The 15,133-nt window shown below is 40.0% G+C and carries 13 protein-coding genes; 7 read left to right on the top strand and 6 right to left on the bottom strand.

The window, feature by feature from the left end; translation table 11 throughout:
• Window positions 1-21 precede the first annotated feature (21 nt).
• The 3 genes from MBBTH_RS08735 (at window position 22) to MBBTH_RS08745 (ending at window position 4,297) form a co-directional block, all read left to right on the top strand.
• On the top strand, window positions 22-1,095 hold the full coding sequence (locus MBBTH_RS08735; protein WP_243409786.1) for a LytS/YhcK type 5TM receptor domain-containing protein: 1,074 nt from the start codon (window positions 22-24) through the stop codon (window positions 1,093-1,095).
• Between the two features lie 201 nt (window positions 1,096-1,296).
• The gene (locus MBBTH_RS08740; RefSeq protein WP_116592663.1) at window positions 1,297-2,001 is read left to right on the top strand and encodes an ABC transporter ATP-binding protein; all 705 of its coding nucleotides are present in this window, start codon (window positions 1,297-1,299) and stop codon (window positions 1,999-2,001) included.
• A 4-nt stretch (window positions 2,002-2,005) separates the two neighbouring features.
• A complete protein-coding gene (locus tag MBBTH_RS08745) occupies window positions 2,006-4,297 on the top strand; it encodes an ABC transporter permease (protein WP_116592664.1) in 2,292 nt (763 codons plus the stop codon).
• A 90-nt stretch (window positions 4,298-4,387) separates the two neighbouring features.
• Here MBBTH_RS08745 and MBBTH_RS08750 read toward each other — a convergent pair whose 3' ends face one another.
• Window positions 4,388-5,161: a DUF389 domain-containing protein gene (locus MBBTH_RS08750; protein ID WP_116592665.1), complete on the bottom strand. Its 774-nt coding sequence runs from the start codon at window positions 5,159-5,161 to the stop codon at window positions 4,388-4,390.
• A gap of 85 nt (window positions 5,162-5,246) precedes the next feature.
• Window positions 5,247-5,642, bottom strand: a complete 396-nt coding sequence (locus MBBTH_RS08755) for a nuclear transport factor 2 family protein (RefSeq protein WP_116592666.1) — start codon at window positions 5,640-5,642, stop codon at window positions 5,247-5,249.
• Window positions 5,643-5,726: 84 nt separating this feature from the next.
• Between MBBTH_RS08755 and MBBTH_RS08760 the strand changes: the two genes are divergently transcribed.
• Window positions 5,727-6,491, top strand: a complete 765-nt coding sequence (locus tag MBBTH_RS08760; RefSeq protein WP_243409787.1) for an NAD+ synthase — start codon at window positions 5,727-5,729, stop codon at window positions 6,489-6,491.
• A 10-nt stretch (window positions 6,492-6,501) separates the two neighbouring features.
• The gene (gene leuS / locus MBBTH_RS08765) at window positions 6,502-9,357 is read left to right on the top strand and encodes a leucine--tRNA ligase (RefSeq protein WP_116592668.1); all 2,856 of its coding nucleotides are present in this window, start codon (window positions 6,502-6,504) and stop codon (window positions 9,355-9,357) included.
• Window positions 9,358-9,363: 6 nt separating this feature from the next.
• Here the strand turns inward: leuS and MBBTH_RS08770 are convergent, their stop codons facing one another.
• The 3 genes from MBBTH_RS08770 to MBBTH_RS08780 are packed head-to-tail and all read right to left on the bottom strand — an operon-like array spanning window position 9,364 to window position 11,871.
• A complete protein-coding gene (locus MBBTH_RS08770; RefSeq protein ID WP_116592669.1) occupies window positions 9,364-10,131 on the bottom strand; it encodes a DUF4013 domain-containing protein in 768 nt (255 codons plus the stop codon).
• A 52-nt stretch (window positions 10,132-10,183) separates the two neighbouring features.
• Entirely contained in the window at window positions 10,184-10,915 is a 732-nt protein-coding gene (locus MBBTH_RS08775; protein WP_116592670.1) for a tRNA (adenine-N1)-methyltransferase, read from the bottom strand.
• Window positions 10,912-11,871 carry a zinc metalloprotease HtpX gene (locus MBBTH_RS08780; protein WP_116592671.1) on the bottom strand — a complete coding sequence of 320 codons (960 nt, stop codon included), beginning with the start codon at window positions 11,869-11,871 and terminating at the stop codon, window positions 10,912-10,914. Before MBBTH_RS08780 ends, MBBTH_RS08775 begins: the two co-directional genes overlap by 4 nt.
• 141 nt (window positions 11,872-12,012) lie before the next feature.
• On the opposite strand from MBBTH_RS08780, the gene MBBTH_RS08785 reads away from it, so the two are divergent.
• Both MBBTH_RS08785 and MBBTH_RS08790 read left to right on the top strand, forming a co-directional pair.
• Window positions 12,013-12,960 carry a replication factor C small subunit gene (locus MBBTH_RS08785; protein ID WP_116592672.1) on the top strand — a complete coding sequence of 316 codons (948 nt, stop codon included), beginning with the start codon at window positions 12,013-12,015 and terminating at the stop codon, window positions 12,958-12,960.
• Window positions 12,961-12,968: 8 nt separating this feature from the next.
• Complete coding sequence (locus MBBTH_RS08790; protein ID WP_116592673.1) at window positions 12,969-14,459, top strand: replication factor C large subunit; 1,491 nt, start codon at window positions 12,969-12,971, stop codon at window positions 14,457-14,459.
• Here the strand turns inward: MBBTH_RS08790 and MBBTH_RS08795 are convergent.
• Window positions 14,442-15,131, bottom strand: a complete 690-nt coding sequence (locus MBBTH_RS08795) for an ATPase (protein WP_243409789.1) — start codon at window positions 15,129-15,131, stop codon at window positions 14,442-14,444. The genes MBBTH_RS08790 and MBBTH_RS08795 overlap by 18 nt on opposite strands.
• Window positions 15,132-15,133: the final 2 nt, after the last annotated feature.

Here is a 15,133-nt window from a genome sequence, read left to right on the forward strand (position 1 = left end):
TTTTATCTATATTAGGATATCATGTATGAAAAAATTAAAAATAATGCAGCAGATAATAAGAAGATTTTAATACTGTTTATAATACTGTTTATCTTCAACATAGCATTTTATTTCAATTTGTTTGCCTATATGGTCATCATCAAAGAGTTTGACATTGCAATTTTGCATGATTTAATTACCATCATTTCGGCAATCATAATCTTGGGTTTCATTTCAACAAGACTTCCGAAACTCAAAGAAATAACGGATGGGTCAGTTTATGAAATTGCATACCTGATAATCATGGGTTTATTAAGCATCACAATTTCATATTTCAATAAATCGACAAATGGAGAATCACTGTGGGCGCCGTTTTTAGAGATGTTTAGAATGCTTTCAGTGGTCTTGATTTTAACCTACCTCGCCACCAAATCTAAAAGTTTCAGGTCCATAGTCAAAGGAGAATTTACTCGCAAAACAATATTGTGGCAGATTCTCATATGTTCCGTTCTTGGAATCCTTGCATCATATTTCACAATGAACGTTAATGGAGCTCCCGCCAATGCCCGAGGACTGGTCGTGATGATAGCCTCATTGCTTGGAGGACCATATCTGGGAATACCCGTTGCAATAATATCCGGAGTGTGGAGATATTTCCTGGGCGGCCCCACCGCTCTTGCATGCGGCGTTTCAACAGTGCTTGCGGGAGTCATCGGAAGTCTGGTTTTCATATGGAACAGAGGCAAATTTTTAAGAGCATATAAAGTTGCAATTTTAATGTTTCTGTTCAGCGGATTTGACATGTTCATAGTAACCGTCTTAACCCCAAAACCCGATGGGATCCTTGTTGCCAATGCTGTTTATGCACCTATGACATTTGCAGCCGTTCTTGGAATGTTGCTGTTCACCATGTTTTTAGGTGAGAAAAAAGAAGAGGCAGAAATAAATGATGAGTTGAAGCAAACAATCGATGACAATACAATGAAAATTTCAGACAACACAGACATAATCGACTTGAATACCGACAGGATAATTGAAATATCCCAGGAACTAAAAGAATATAAGGAAAAGGTCGACAGACTAGAACAGGAAATGAAGGAAATGCGAAACGAATGATTAACCTCTCAAACCCGGAATATTCCTTTACATTTTTTCATTTTCACTCTCGTTTTCAGCATATTTTCCAATGGGATACTCCAATCACTATCATTTAGTTGCTTTTTTTGTGAAATTCATCCCGACCTTAAAGAGGTCTGGCATAAGATTAAATTAAATGTAAAGAATATATTATAATATAAAAAGTAATAGGTCTAAAAAATGAATACATTGATAAAAGTTAATAGTGTTTCAAAAGAATATAAAATGGGAACTCAAACAGTTAAGGCAGCAAACAAGCTTGATTTTACAATCAATCAGGGAGAGCTTGTAGTGATTCTCGGACCGTCAGGAAGTGGTAAATCAACACTGCTTAACCTTTTAGGAGGTCTTGACAAGCCTACAAGCGGCGAAATAATAATTGATAATGAAAACATCACCGCCTTTTCAGATAAGGAACTTACACGCTACCGTGCCAAGGAAATAGGTTTCATCTTCCAATTCTATAACCTGATTCCAAACCTGACCGCATGCGAAAACATTGAGGTTCTCAATGACATCGTCGATGAAAACATAGATGGACAGGAGATTTTAAGTCAGGTGGGACTGTCACAGCATGTCAACAAGTTTCCGTCAGAACTGTCAGGAGGGGAACAGCAAAGAGTATCCATTGCACGGGCAATAGCTAAAAAACCAAAAATGCTCTTGTGTGACGAGCCTACAGGGGCACTGGATTCACATACAGGTAAAATCATTATTGAACTTCTGATAAGCCTATGTGAAAGTGAAAATACAACAGTCATTATAGTAACACACAATAACGAATTTGCAAAAGTTGCAAACAAGGTCATTCACATCAAGAACGGTGAAGTTGAATACATTGAGACAAATGAAAATCCTCAATCTGTAGATGCTATAAACTGGTGATTTGATGCTATTCAAAAAGATGTTACGCGACATGAAGGAACACAAAATGCAATTCGTTGCCATTTTCCTAATGTCATTCATTACATTGCTGGCCTTTGCGGGAATAGGATCAGAGGTTCAGGGCCTTCAGGACAACCTCAACAACTATTATAACGAAACAAACATGGCGGATGCATATGTGCTTGGATCCGATTTCAATAAAAGTGTCGTTAATGATTTCAAGAATCTGAGTTCGACAACAGGCATTGAAACCCAATTCGTTGTAAAGTCGATTGCCGATTTGGAAGATGAACCGACCGTAACGCTGCATTTTTTAGAAAAGAACAACATCTCCAGATACTATCCTGTTGAAGGAGAAAAAATCAATTTCAGCGATGCGGACGGCATTTGGCTGGATGCGAGATTTGCCGAAGCGAAGAACTTGACCGTTGGGGACAATATCTCCGTAAAATTTAATGGAATCACATTAAACAAGACAATCCGTGGACTTGGATATTCTCCGGATTACGTCTATGAGCAACCGGAAAACGGTCTTGTTTCAGATTTCAAATATCAGGGATTCGGATATCTGTCAGATAAGGCATACCCTGGCGAGAATATGCCACACAACAAGCTGCTAATGACCTCCAATGCCAATACTTCGGATTATTACCATCAAACACGTGCAATGCTCGAGAACAAGGGATATGACGACATAATAAACGGCACATCATTCATGCCTAGGGAAGACAGCAGCAGCGACAACCAAATACAGGACGAAATCAAGCAGCATATCGTTTTGGCAGTGATGTTTCCAATCATTTTCGTTGTTGTCGCACTCCTGATTCTGCTGACTACAATGACACGTATCGTTAACCAGCAAAGAACACAGATTGGAACTTTAAAGGCAATAGGATTTGAGGACAGACCATTGATATTGCATTATTTATCCTACGGTTTCTATTTGACACTGATCGGTAGCGTTCTGGGAATAATAATCGGTCACAAAACGATACCATACATTTTTGTCGACACCATGAAGTCATATTACACATTGCCTTGCTGGGATCCTGGATTCAATATCAGTTTCATCATTGTAGCCCTTTTAATCGTTTTGGGTTCTGTGCTATGCTCATACTTTGCGGTTGCAAGCATTATCCGAGAGCCCCCTTCTGTAACTTTGAAGGCAAAGCCCCCTAAAGTGAGCAAAATAGGATTTGTTGAAAATACATGGATATGGGACAAAATGGGATTCAATCTTAGGTGGAACACCCGGGACGTCAACAGGCATAAGTTAAGAACTCTCATTGCACTTGTCGGAGTCATTGGCTGTACCGTGCTTCTCATCTCAGCATTCGGTATGCATGACGGGGTCAATGACCTGAAAACCTGGAAATATGATGACATCAACCACTATGAGACACAGCTTGTCCTCCAGGACAACGTTTCACAGTCACAGATAGATTCAATAATTGATGAGGTTAACGGCACTCCAGTAATGACAAAAAACATCCAAATCAAAGCAAATGGCATTAAAAAGATGCAAGTGCTGACGGTTCACGACAAAAGTCCATTAATCACGCCAACCGATAAAAATAGGCATGAGATAACATTGCCAAAAGACGGAATATCCATTTCAGAAAAGACCGCTGAAATATATGGCCTGAAGGTTGGCGATAAAATAGAATGGCACTTCTATGGTAATGAGACTTGGATAAACTCCACAGTTGATGCAATTTATGGTGATCCTTCAGTTCAGGGAATTACAATCACCAAAGATTGTGCTGAAAAGAACAACATTTCATTCAAGCCGACAGAAATCGTTACGGAAAAAAATGTAACAGATGGATTGGATGGTGTCGGAAGCTACAACTCCCATAAGGACTTGACAAACAGTTGGGACAAGCTCTCACAAACAGCAAATCTGCTCATCATAATATTGGTAATATTTGCAGTCATATTGGCGCTTGTCGTTCTGTACAGCTTGGGCCTTTTAGGATTTACCGAAGTTGAGCGGGATATGGCAACATTGAAGGTTTTAGGATTCCAATTAAGTGACTTGAGAAAACTCTTCATAACCCAATATCTGGGAATATCAATAGTCGGATTTATAATTGGAATTCCAACAGGATATTATGTGCTGGAGGCCATCAGAAGCAATACTGACAAGCTTTATTATCCGACAGACTATTCGCTGACTACAATAGCAATAAGTTTCGTGATAACAATAATCGTTTCTGCAATCGTTAACCTGTTGCTTGCAAACCAGCTCAAAAACATTGATATGATTGAAGCCCTTAAAAAAGAAAGGGAATAACCATTATTAATTTTTTAAAAAATAGTAAAGATGGAATTAAAAGGGAGATGAAAAATCCTCCCCTTCTTTTTTTAATAGCTCTCTGTCTAATTAGATAACCATATAATAGACCGCAACTATACTTGGAATCGCAACGATGAGAGTATTTCGAACCATCCTGAGACGGTGCCTTCTCCACTCTTTTTCAGACAGTTCCTTGACTTTTGGAATTTTCAAAACAGTCAATATTATGCTGGCTGCAAGGAAAATGAAATACGCATTGATTATAAACAGATATCCTGCTCCAAGTAGCATATCAACTCTTCCGTTTGCAATAGCATATCCGCAGGTACATAACGGCGGCATAAGAGCTGTTGCAATTGCAACACCCGGAATAACAGTGTTTGTCTTGTCCAGTCTTGTTTGTCCTATGATTCCAGCAAGTCCTCCGAAGAATGCGATGAGCACGTCATAGAATGTTGGTCCGGTTCTTGCAATCAGTTCCACTGTTGGCTCCTTTACAGGAGATAAAAAGAAATAGATTGATGCTGCGGCAACACTGATTGCAATCTGCAATCCAAAGCCGACCATATGGTTGGTGAATAGAGGATAATCTGCGCTTACATTTCCATATGCTGAAGCGAGTATGCTTCCCATAATAGGTGAAATCAGCATTGCACCTATGATTACCGCAGTTGAACTCATGTTGAGTCCGACAGAAGCAATTACCATTGCACAGACAAGCACACACATGTTTGTTCCTGTTACCTGTCCTCCATCAAGGAGACGTTCACGAATCTCCTCATGTGATGCCGAATCCGCTGATAATGAAAATGCCTTTCTAACCTTTTCCTTTATTGTTTCGTTTTTTTCTTTAAAGCTCATAATGTAGTTTACCTCTCAAATATTCAGTTCAATAATGTCAAATTTTGTTGTCTATATTATACTTATATGTTCAATTAATATTAAACTAATTGTCCCATCCGACGATATGCCAGATTCCATCGACTCTTGTGAAATTCGCCACGGTATTGGAAATCCATCTCAGTTCCCTGCCGTTGACCTTGGCCGTTAATCTGACTTTAGATATCATTGAAGCAGAGGAATCATCATCAAACAATATTGTAGGATCCATAATATCGGATTTTGAAAAATCCAAAGTCCCCTCCTTTACATCAGAGATGAATTCTGCCTTGGTTTGGGACCTGTTTGGAGATTGGGTGAGTATAAAATCATCCAAAAGAATCTCGTTTAATTTATCAACATTTGCCTCGATTAACGCTTGCTGAAACTCAACAAACTTGTCAACAATTTCCTGGTCGGCTCCAGAAAATGACTTCTCACAAAGTAATTCTACATCTACCATGATATAATATATAAATTAATAAATACATATTATTTTATGTATGAATGATTTGAAGTTGGTGAAACTATCTTTGAAATTCCAGAAATGAACTGCGAAAAGACAAGGGATGCTATCGTTGAATTCATCAAATCAAAAGTGTCCGACTCCAAAACCGACGGAATCGTTGTCGGTTTAAGCGGAGGAATAGATTCCACTTTAGTGGCCCATCTAGCTTGTGAAGCGGTTGGAAAAGACAAGGTCTTTGGAATTGTCATGCCCTCTGCAACAACACCGGCTGAAGACAGTGCTCATGGAATCGAAGTTGCACAGAGATTAGGTATGGAATACAAGGAGATTGCAATTGACGGTATCTTGAATGAATACCTGTCCATGACCCAACTTAAAGAAAACAATCTGGCAATAGGCAACCTTAAGGCCAGAATCAGAATGTCAATCATTTATTATTATGCAAATGCTAAAAATTACCTTGTCAGCGGAACAGGTAACAGAAGCGAAATCCTAATTGGCTATTTCACAAAGCATGGAGACGGTGCATGTGATATGGAGCCGATTGGAGACTTATACAAAACTGAAGTATTTAAATTGAGCGAATACATGAATGTCCAAAAGGAAATCATCGACAAGCCTCCAAGAGCAGGCCTCTGGACCAACCAGACCGATGAGGATGAAATTGGAATGGGCTATGATTTGCTCGACAAGATACTGTATCTTTACAGTGAAAAAGATATGGGCGAAACCGAAATAGCTGAAAAACTAGACATTTCAGTTGATGATGTTAATATGATTATTAATAAGATTATTAGGAGCGAACACAAGAGTAAAGTTCCGGAATACCCACAAAAAATATGATGGTGATTTAGTGAGCGAAAATATCGAAAAGAAATGGCAGAAAAAATGGGCTGACGCAAAGCTTTTTGAATCAGACCCAGATGAGAGAGAAAAACTATTCATAACAGTAGCTTTCCCATACCCAAGTGGAGCAATGCATATCGGACACGGACGTACATACACCGTGCCAGACGTTTATGCTAGATTCAAAAGAATGGAAGGGTACAATGTTTTATTCCCAATGGCATGGCACGTAACCGGTGCTCCTGTTATCGGAATTGCGGACAGGATCCAAAGGAAAGACCCATGGACACTTGATTTGTATCACAGGGTTCACGGAGTTCCAAAGGAAACCTTGCCTAAACTTGAAGACCCAGAATACATCGTGAAATACTTCTCCACAGAATACCATGAAGTAATGGATGAAATGGGTTATTCAATCGATTGGAGAAGGGAATTCAGAACAATCGACCCGACATACAGAAAATTCATCGAATGGCAAATCACAACCTTGCATGAAAAGGGTTTGGTTCAAAAAGGTGAACATCCTGTCAAATACTGTCCTAACTGTGACAACCCTGTTGGAGACCACGACCTGCTTGAAGGTGAAGGAGTTGGAGTCAACGAATTGACCCTTTTAAAATTCCCAATTGAGGATAAAATTCTCGTTACCGCAACCTTAAGACCTGAAACAATCGTTGGAGCAACCAACATTTGGTTAAACCCTGATGTGGAGTATGTGCTTGTTAACGCTGACGGTGAAAAATGGGTAATTACAAAAGAAGCTCACTACAACTTGTCAAATCAAATCAAGGATTTGGACATTATCGAAGAAATTGATCCTAATGATATAATTGGTAAAATGGCTAAAAATCCATTTACCGGAGACGAATTACCAGTTTTCCCTGCTAGCTTTGTAAGTGCATCTTACGGAAGCGGAGTCGTATTTTCAGAACCTGCCGACGCTCCGGCAGACTACATTGCACTTCAAGACCTGAAGAAAAACGATGAGTTAATCGCCAAATACAATCTTGAAGGCATCATAGAAAATGTGGAACCTATTCCAGTATGTACACTTAAGGGATACGGTGAAATTCCTGCAGCAGACATCATCGAAAGATTGGGCATCACCGACCAAAACGATGAAAAATTAAGCGAAGCTACCAATGAGCTATACAAACAGCAACACAGTAAAGGTACAATCATTGAATCAATACCTGATTTCGGTGGTATGAAAGTCAGATTCGCTCGTGAAGAGTTAAAAGAGAAATTAATCAATGAAAACATGGCCACAATCATGTACGACTTTGCTGAAAGGCCAGTAGTGTGCAGATGTGGTAACAACTGTGTCGTTAAAATAATGGATGACCAATGGTTCATGAAATACAGTGATGAGGAATGGACCGAAAAAACCTTGGAAGTTCTTGAAGGCGAAACAATCATTCCAAAAGAGCTTAAAAACAACTTTGATTATTACATTAACTGGCTAGACGATTGGGCATGTTCCAGAAAGGTCGGTCTTGGAACAAGACTCCCTTGGGACAACCAATGGCTTATCGAACCATTGACAGACTCCACAATCTACATGTCCTACTATTCAATAGCCAAATACTTACGTGACATGAACCCTGATGACTTGACAATACCGTTCTTCGATAAGGTATTGTTAAATAAGGATTCAGGGGAAATCACAGTTCCTGAAGAAAAAGTTAAAGAAATTCAGGATGAATTCAACTACTGGTACCCATTGGATTGGAGATTATCTGCAAAAGACCTTGTAGGTAACCACTTAAGTTTCCTAATGTTTGCCCACAGCGCAATCTATCCAAAAGAAAAATGGCCAAAAGGAACCGTAGTGTTTGGAATGGGTCTTTTAGAAGGAAACAAAATGTCCTCATCAAAAGGTAATGTAATTCTCCTAAGAGATGCAATCAGAGACTACACCGCAGATGTTGTAAGGCTCTTCCTGATGGCATCAGCAGAACCATGGCAAGACTTCGACTGGAGAGAAAAGGAAGTGCTTGGAACCAAAAGAAGACTTGAATGGTTCAGGGAATTTGCAGCCAGAATCGAAGAAATAAAAGGATCCAAACTTGATTTAAGCAATATCGAGGAAGTTGAATTAACCCGTACAATCGACTTATGGATGATGAGCCAGCTCAACGAGCACATCAAAAAATCAACCGAAGCATTAGAGGTCTTCCAAACAAGACAAGCTTTACAGGAATCCTTGTTCCTGCTCAAGAAGGATGTTGACCACTACCTATACAGGGTCAAACACTTGCTTGACTCACAGGACCCTGCAATCATTTACGTCCTGTCCACAGTATTGGAAGCATGGATCAGGCTTTTAGCACCATTCACTCCTCACACTTCTGAAGAGTTATGGAGCACTTATGGTGGAGAAGGATTTGTAAGTGAAGCAGCTTGGCCTGAAGCGGATGAGACTTCAATAAGTCCTGAAATTGAAAAATCAGAGGAATTGGTTGAAAACATCATCAAGGACATTGCCCACATCAAGCAGATGGTTGGAGACGAAGTGGAAAAAATCCACATCTACCTTGCCCCTGACTGGAAATGGGACCTGTACAAGATAGCTGATGAAGTTGGAAAACCTGACATTGGTCAAATCATGGGAAGGGCTATCGGCGCTAACATTTACGATGACAAAAAGGAAATAGCTATGGTGGCTAAAAAAATCGGTAAGGAAATAACCAAAACCCGCTACATCGGAAAAATTGACGAAGAGCAAATCTTAACCGATGCACTTGACTACATTAAAGAGGAATGTGGAAATGAGGTTATCATTCACACCGATGACTCATACGACCCACAAAATAAGGCTAAAAACGCTATGCCTTACAAACCAGCTATATTTATGGAATAATTAACTTTATTCCACTTCTATTTTTTTTACATTACCCGGCTTGTTGTCGACATACACTTTATATACTGAGCCTATCCCAATGTATTCGATGACAAATATAAAAAAGCTTAAAACCGCATCAATAATGCTGTCAATGATGGTGAATGGAATATGATAAGCCACTAACCATGACAAAACGAGAATAGAAATTATAATTTTTGTATAACCCATTGCATAGCTTCTCCAACCGATTATGTCAATTGCACGTTTGATGCGGACAAAATTGAATGAATTGAAAAACCTTCCGCCATCGGCAAGCCTGGCAAGGGACAATTCCATGAAGAATGTGGTAATATAGAGAATTATGAGTCCGGAAACGATAAATATTGTGAAACTGACCGGATCATGAACCCTGATCAAATGTAAAGTTTGATAATAGTTAAAAACCAGACTTTCAAGTTCAAATTCTGGAAAGTTTAGGAAAGTTGAACAATACCACATAAGAAGACCCTGAATTGCAGTGTAAACGGTAAAAACGAAAAATCCTTTTAAACCTAAAGTAATGAGTTTTTTAGGCATTATTTTAGGTAATCTGCTACCTCCATATATTACGTCCCTAGTAACCTGCAATCCATAACCCATCATTATTATGGAAAATATAGTCGGACCTATTAGAATTGAATCGAAAAAATCGATAATATAATGACATGAAAATAAAAATACCATTATAAAAATTAAAAATAATTTGTTTTCTGTACAATAATCATATGTATTTTTGATAATTTTATGTGGCATCCGACTCTCCGATTATATTTTTTTATGATTTTAATTAATGAAACTTTCTATATCATAATTTTCTTGCAAACATCAGATATCCGCTATGGCCAACCATTCTTGTCTTGGGCCTTACGCCTTGGGTCCTGACCTCCAGGCCACGTTCCAATGTCTCAAATATCTCAATGTCATAAAATCCAAGCTTTTTGGCAACGCGGTAGGATGTTTCTGCCTGGTCTATGTATGGTGCATAGACGCAAAGCCATCCGCCAACGTTCAAGGACTCCATGACCTCCTCAAATATCTCAAACGGCTTAGGCAAATCCAGAAAGACCAAATCGAGATTATCCTCATCTATTCCATCCTTGATGTTCTTGTTTTTGACATGGATGTTTGTGATTCCGAACCTGTCAATGTTCCTTTGGGCCACTTCCGCAAAGTCCTCACGAATCTCATAGGTGTACACGTCCCCTTCGGGACCGACAACATTTCCGAAGTTAAGCGCAATGGCGCCTGCTCCTGTTCCGGCATCGACCACACGGCAGCCCGCACCCAGACCTGAATGGGCCAAAACCTGTCCGATGTCCTTTTGAATCAGTATTGAACATCTCCTATCCATTATGTCGATGAAATCATTGATGTTCGGTTTCATGATTTTGAATGTGTGGTCAAGGTGACTCTTGACCTTGTCACCGACCTCGGCATTGTCCAAAACATCGGCCTTGACGATTCCCAAATCGCTTTGAAAATCCTCACCTGGCTTTAAGACATACTTCTTGCCACGCTCATCTAAAATCATCTTCATTGTTGTAGCTCCGCTAACCTTTTAACCCTTTTCAATGAATCCGGGTGAGTGGACAGCAATTCCATGATTCCGCTTTTTGAGGAGATTTTGACATCTGCACTGACAAGTCTTCTTAGCTCCTCATCTGATATTCTTCCGTCACCGTCGAAATCTATCTGCCTGAAATCGGTGATGTCATGCTTTGCGTTGTTAATGTCATTGACGAAGAATGCACGGTTGGAATTCAAATCGTTGATTGTTTCCTCATTGCATCTTGCGGCGCCATAGGATAATTTATATAATGCTGATACCAAAGCGGCAGGGCGGTTTCCAAATTCGACGCTTGCCTCATCTGCATAGTATTCGCGAGTTCTTGAAATGAACAGCACAAGCAATTGGCCAATCAGGTAGAACACATAACCCAAGATGCCGATGATGATTCCTCCACCGTTCCTGCTGTCTCCGGAAAACATGAATGACAGTGCGATGTAATAGCAAATCATAGGAATTACACTTACGGCAGCAGTCACAAGCATGTCATTATGCTTGATGTGTCCCATCTCATGTCCGATTACTGCCCTTAGCTCATCCCTGTCAAGCAAGCCTAAAATCGGACGGGTGATTGCGATATGTCCGCTTCTGCTGGATCTTCCATATGCAAAAGCGTTTGGAATGTTGATTTCGGAAAGGCCTATCTCAGGCTTTGGAACGCCTGCCTCATCTGCCAGTTCCTGAACCATCTGATGGATGTGAGGGGCTTCAGCCTCTGACAACGGCCTAACATTCATTGAACGTTTGACCAGACTTGGTCCGAACCAATACTGTAAAAATGTAATTACTAAACTCATTACCATGTATAACTGCCAATGGCTTATTCCCAGATACCATCCTACAATCATGATAAGGAAATAGACAAGGGAAAACATTATAATGGAAGTTAACATCATCCTTAATTTAAGTTTCCATGTACCTCTCATTTTTAACACCTATGAAAATATTACTTTTTAAATGCTCACTTTAATTATATATTAGTTTGATTTCATATATTAAAAAAGTTATATCAAAAAATAGTTTAACAACCTAAAACATAAATGTTACTATAAAAAAATGGTGATTAAATGAGCGGACCATGGGTAGAAAAATACAGACCACAGAAACTAGAAGACATCGTAGGACAAAAGCAAATCGTATCAAGATTAGAAAAATATGTAGGCGAAGAAAGCATGCCGAATCTAATGTTTACAGGCCCTGCAGGTGTCGGTAAAACAACCACAGCCTTAGCACTGGTAAAATCCATCTTAGGAGAATACTGGAGACAAAACTTTTTGGAATTGAATGCATCCGATGCAAGAGGAATCGATACTGTAAGAGACCGCATTAAAAGCTTCTGCAGATTGAAACCTGTCGGCGCCCCATTCAGGATAATATTTCTGGACGAAGTCGACAACATGACCAAGGATGCACAGCACGCACTCAGACGTGAAATGGAAATGTACACTAAAACCGCCTCATTTATTCTTTCATGTAACTATTCATCAAAAATCATTGACCCAATCCAATCAAGATGTGCAATATTCAGATTCGCTCCAATAAAGGCGGAGGAAATAAAGGAACGCTTACAATTCATCTGTGAAAACGAAGGATTTGAAGCGGACGACAAAGGCCTTGAAACAATCGTGTACTTCGCTGAAGGGGACATGAGAAAGGCGGTCAACGTATTGCAGGCCGCAGCTTCAGAAGGTGAGGCAATCACCGAGGATGCAGTTTACGAGGTAGTGTCCAAGGCAAAACCGCAGGACATCGGAAACATGATCAACAAGGCATTGATTGGTGACTTTATGGGCGCACGTAACATCTTAAGGGACACCATGGTGCTTCAGGGAACCAGCGGCGAAGATATGGTTACCCAAATTTATCAGGACGTTTCTAAAAGGGTTCTTGACGGCAAAATGGATGCGAACATTTACATGGATTTAATTGAAGCAATAGCTGAATGCGATTTCAGAATAAGAGAAGGAGCAAACCCAAGAATACAGCTTGAAGCTCTCCTAACCCAATTCTTATAAGGTATAAAATGTTATGGACGGACAAATACCGACCGCAGGAACTATCCCAAGTGGTTGGTAACAAAAAAGAGATTAAGATAATCACAGATTGGGTAGACCAATGGAAACAGGGCAATCCCCAAATCCCATTGCTTTTGGTAGGTCCACCGGGAATTGGAAAGACCACACTGGCACTGATCATAGCCAAGGAATTCTCAGAATCCATTGAGCTGAACGCCAGTGACAAGCGTTCACAGGACGTAATCAAGAGCACAATCGGCGAATCCTCATCCTCAAGGTCACTGTTCGGCGACGAATACAAACTGATTATTCTGGATGAGGTTGACGGAATCCATGGAACCAATGACCGTGGAGGGGTGAAAGCAATCGGTGAGATAATAAAGAACTCACAGCACCCGATGATTCTAATAGCCAACGATTTCTATTCAAAAAGGCTGCAGTCAATAAAACCTAAATGTACTGTAATCAAAATGAAAAAGTCAAGATGGAACTCCATCTCAGCGCTTTTAAGGAAAATTGCCCAAGCCGAAGGGGTTGAAGTGGAACCTGCCGCATTGAAGGAAATTGCCGTGAAATCCCAAGGGGACGTCAGATCAGCCATCAACACACTGCAGGCACTTGCCGACAAGGACCATGTGCTGGACGTGGATGACGTTGAGGGCATGGTTACCAAGGACACCCGTTCAGACATCTTCAATGCAATCACAGGAGTCTTGAAAAGCAAAACCCCAGCACACGTAAAGGAGGCTATGTGGATTGAAGAGGATCCTACCCTTGTAATGGAATACATCGCCGAGAACATACCAAGGGAATACAAGAAAAAGGACGAAATCCAAAAGGCTTACGATTACATCTCAAAAGCGGACATATTCTTTGGAAGGACCAACAGAAGCAGAAATTACGGTTACTGGAAATACGCAAGCGATTTCATGGGAATTGGAGTAAGCATCTCCAAGCATGAGACCTACAAGAAATTCACAAAAATCCAGACCCCAACAATATTCACCACAATGGGCCGCAACCGTGGAAAAAGAAACCTCAGGGACGGAATAGCCGAGAAGATGTCAGAGAAAATGCACATATCCCACAGCATAGCAATCTCAATGTTCCCTTACCTTGAGATAATGTTTAAGAATGATGAGTTGGCATGGGAGATAAGTTACTTCCTAGACCTTGATGAAACGGAAATAAAACGCTTCAGGAAAAAGAAGATTCCTAAAAAAGTAGTCGACAAAATGGAAAAGCAAAGAGCTCAAATGAGAGTCGAAGAACGTGACAGACGCGCTGAAGAGCTTAAGAATCAAATGATGAATGTCATTCCGGAAGTTGATGAACCTTCAACTGGCGACGAATTGCCATTTGAAATTCCAGGAATCGGTGAAGTTAAAGAGGAAAGCGTTGAAGAGGAACCGGTTGAAGAAGAAGTAATTGAAGAAGAAAAAACTGAAAAGAAAGAGAAAAAGAAAACAGACAAGCAAGTTTCACTTTTCAGCTTCTAACTTTTTTTCAATGTATTCGGATGCCTTCACTACATTTTCCTTATATTGCGGTGCGACATCCTCCAGGAATTCGCTAAAGGAATTGGCCAATTCGTTTTTGTTTTCACAATCCAATCCTTTTTGACCATCCATTTCCAAAAATGAGTTTATCCATTCCAGTGAAACATTTGCCAACGGATAAATCTCATTGTCATCACGCCTAAAGTTCAGGCCATCACCCTCAAATATTGACTCAAAAATATTGTTGACCTCATCGTCAAGGATGATTGGGTTAACCTTCAGGTCGTACTCGCCATCATGAACCAATTCCACACCATATTTTCTGGTGTAGGGCTCCATCAATATTTCAATCATGAAATTGTCCTCAGGCATCAGTATTCTTGAATTAGGCTTTATCTCAAGTGCCATATGCTTTGATGACTTTGCGCATATCTTCTGAAACAGCTTGTTTCTTACAACCTTTATTTCAGGAAATTGCTTGTTAAAGGTAGCTTCACGTTTTCTTGAGAACTTTGAGAATCTCAAATTGTTAATATAGATTTTTTCAGGAGTGTATGAAATGAATCTGCTATCCACACCTATTAGTTTCAGATACTTCAGCACATCCCTTTTGGATGTTGTGAACTCCTTTTCAGTTTCCGCCAGTCCAGAAATGTTAAACATTAAATCCATAT

It is taken from the genome of Methanobrevibacter thaueri, assembly GCF_003111625.1.
In the GTDB taxonomy this organism is placed as follows: domain Archaea; phylum Methanobacteriota; class Methanobacteria; order Methanobacteriales; family Methanobacteriaceae; genus Methanocatella; species Methanocatella thaueri.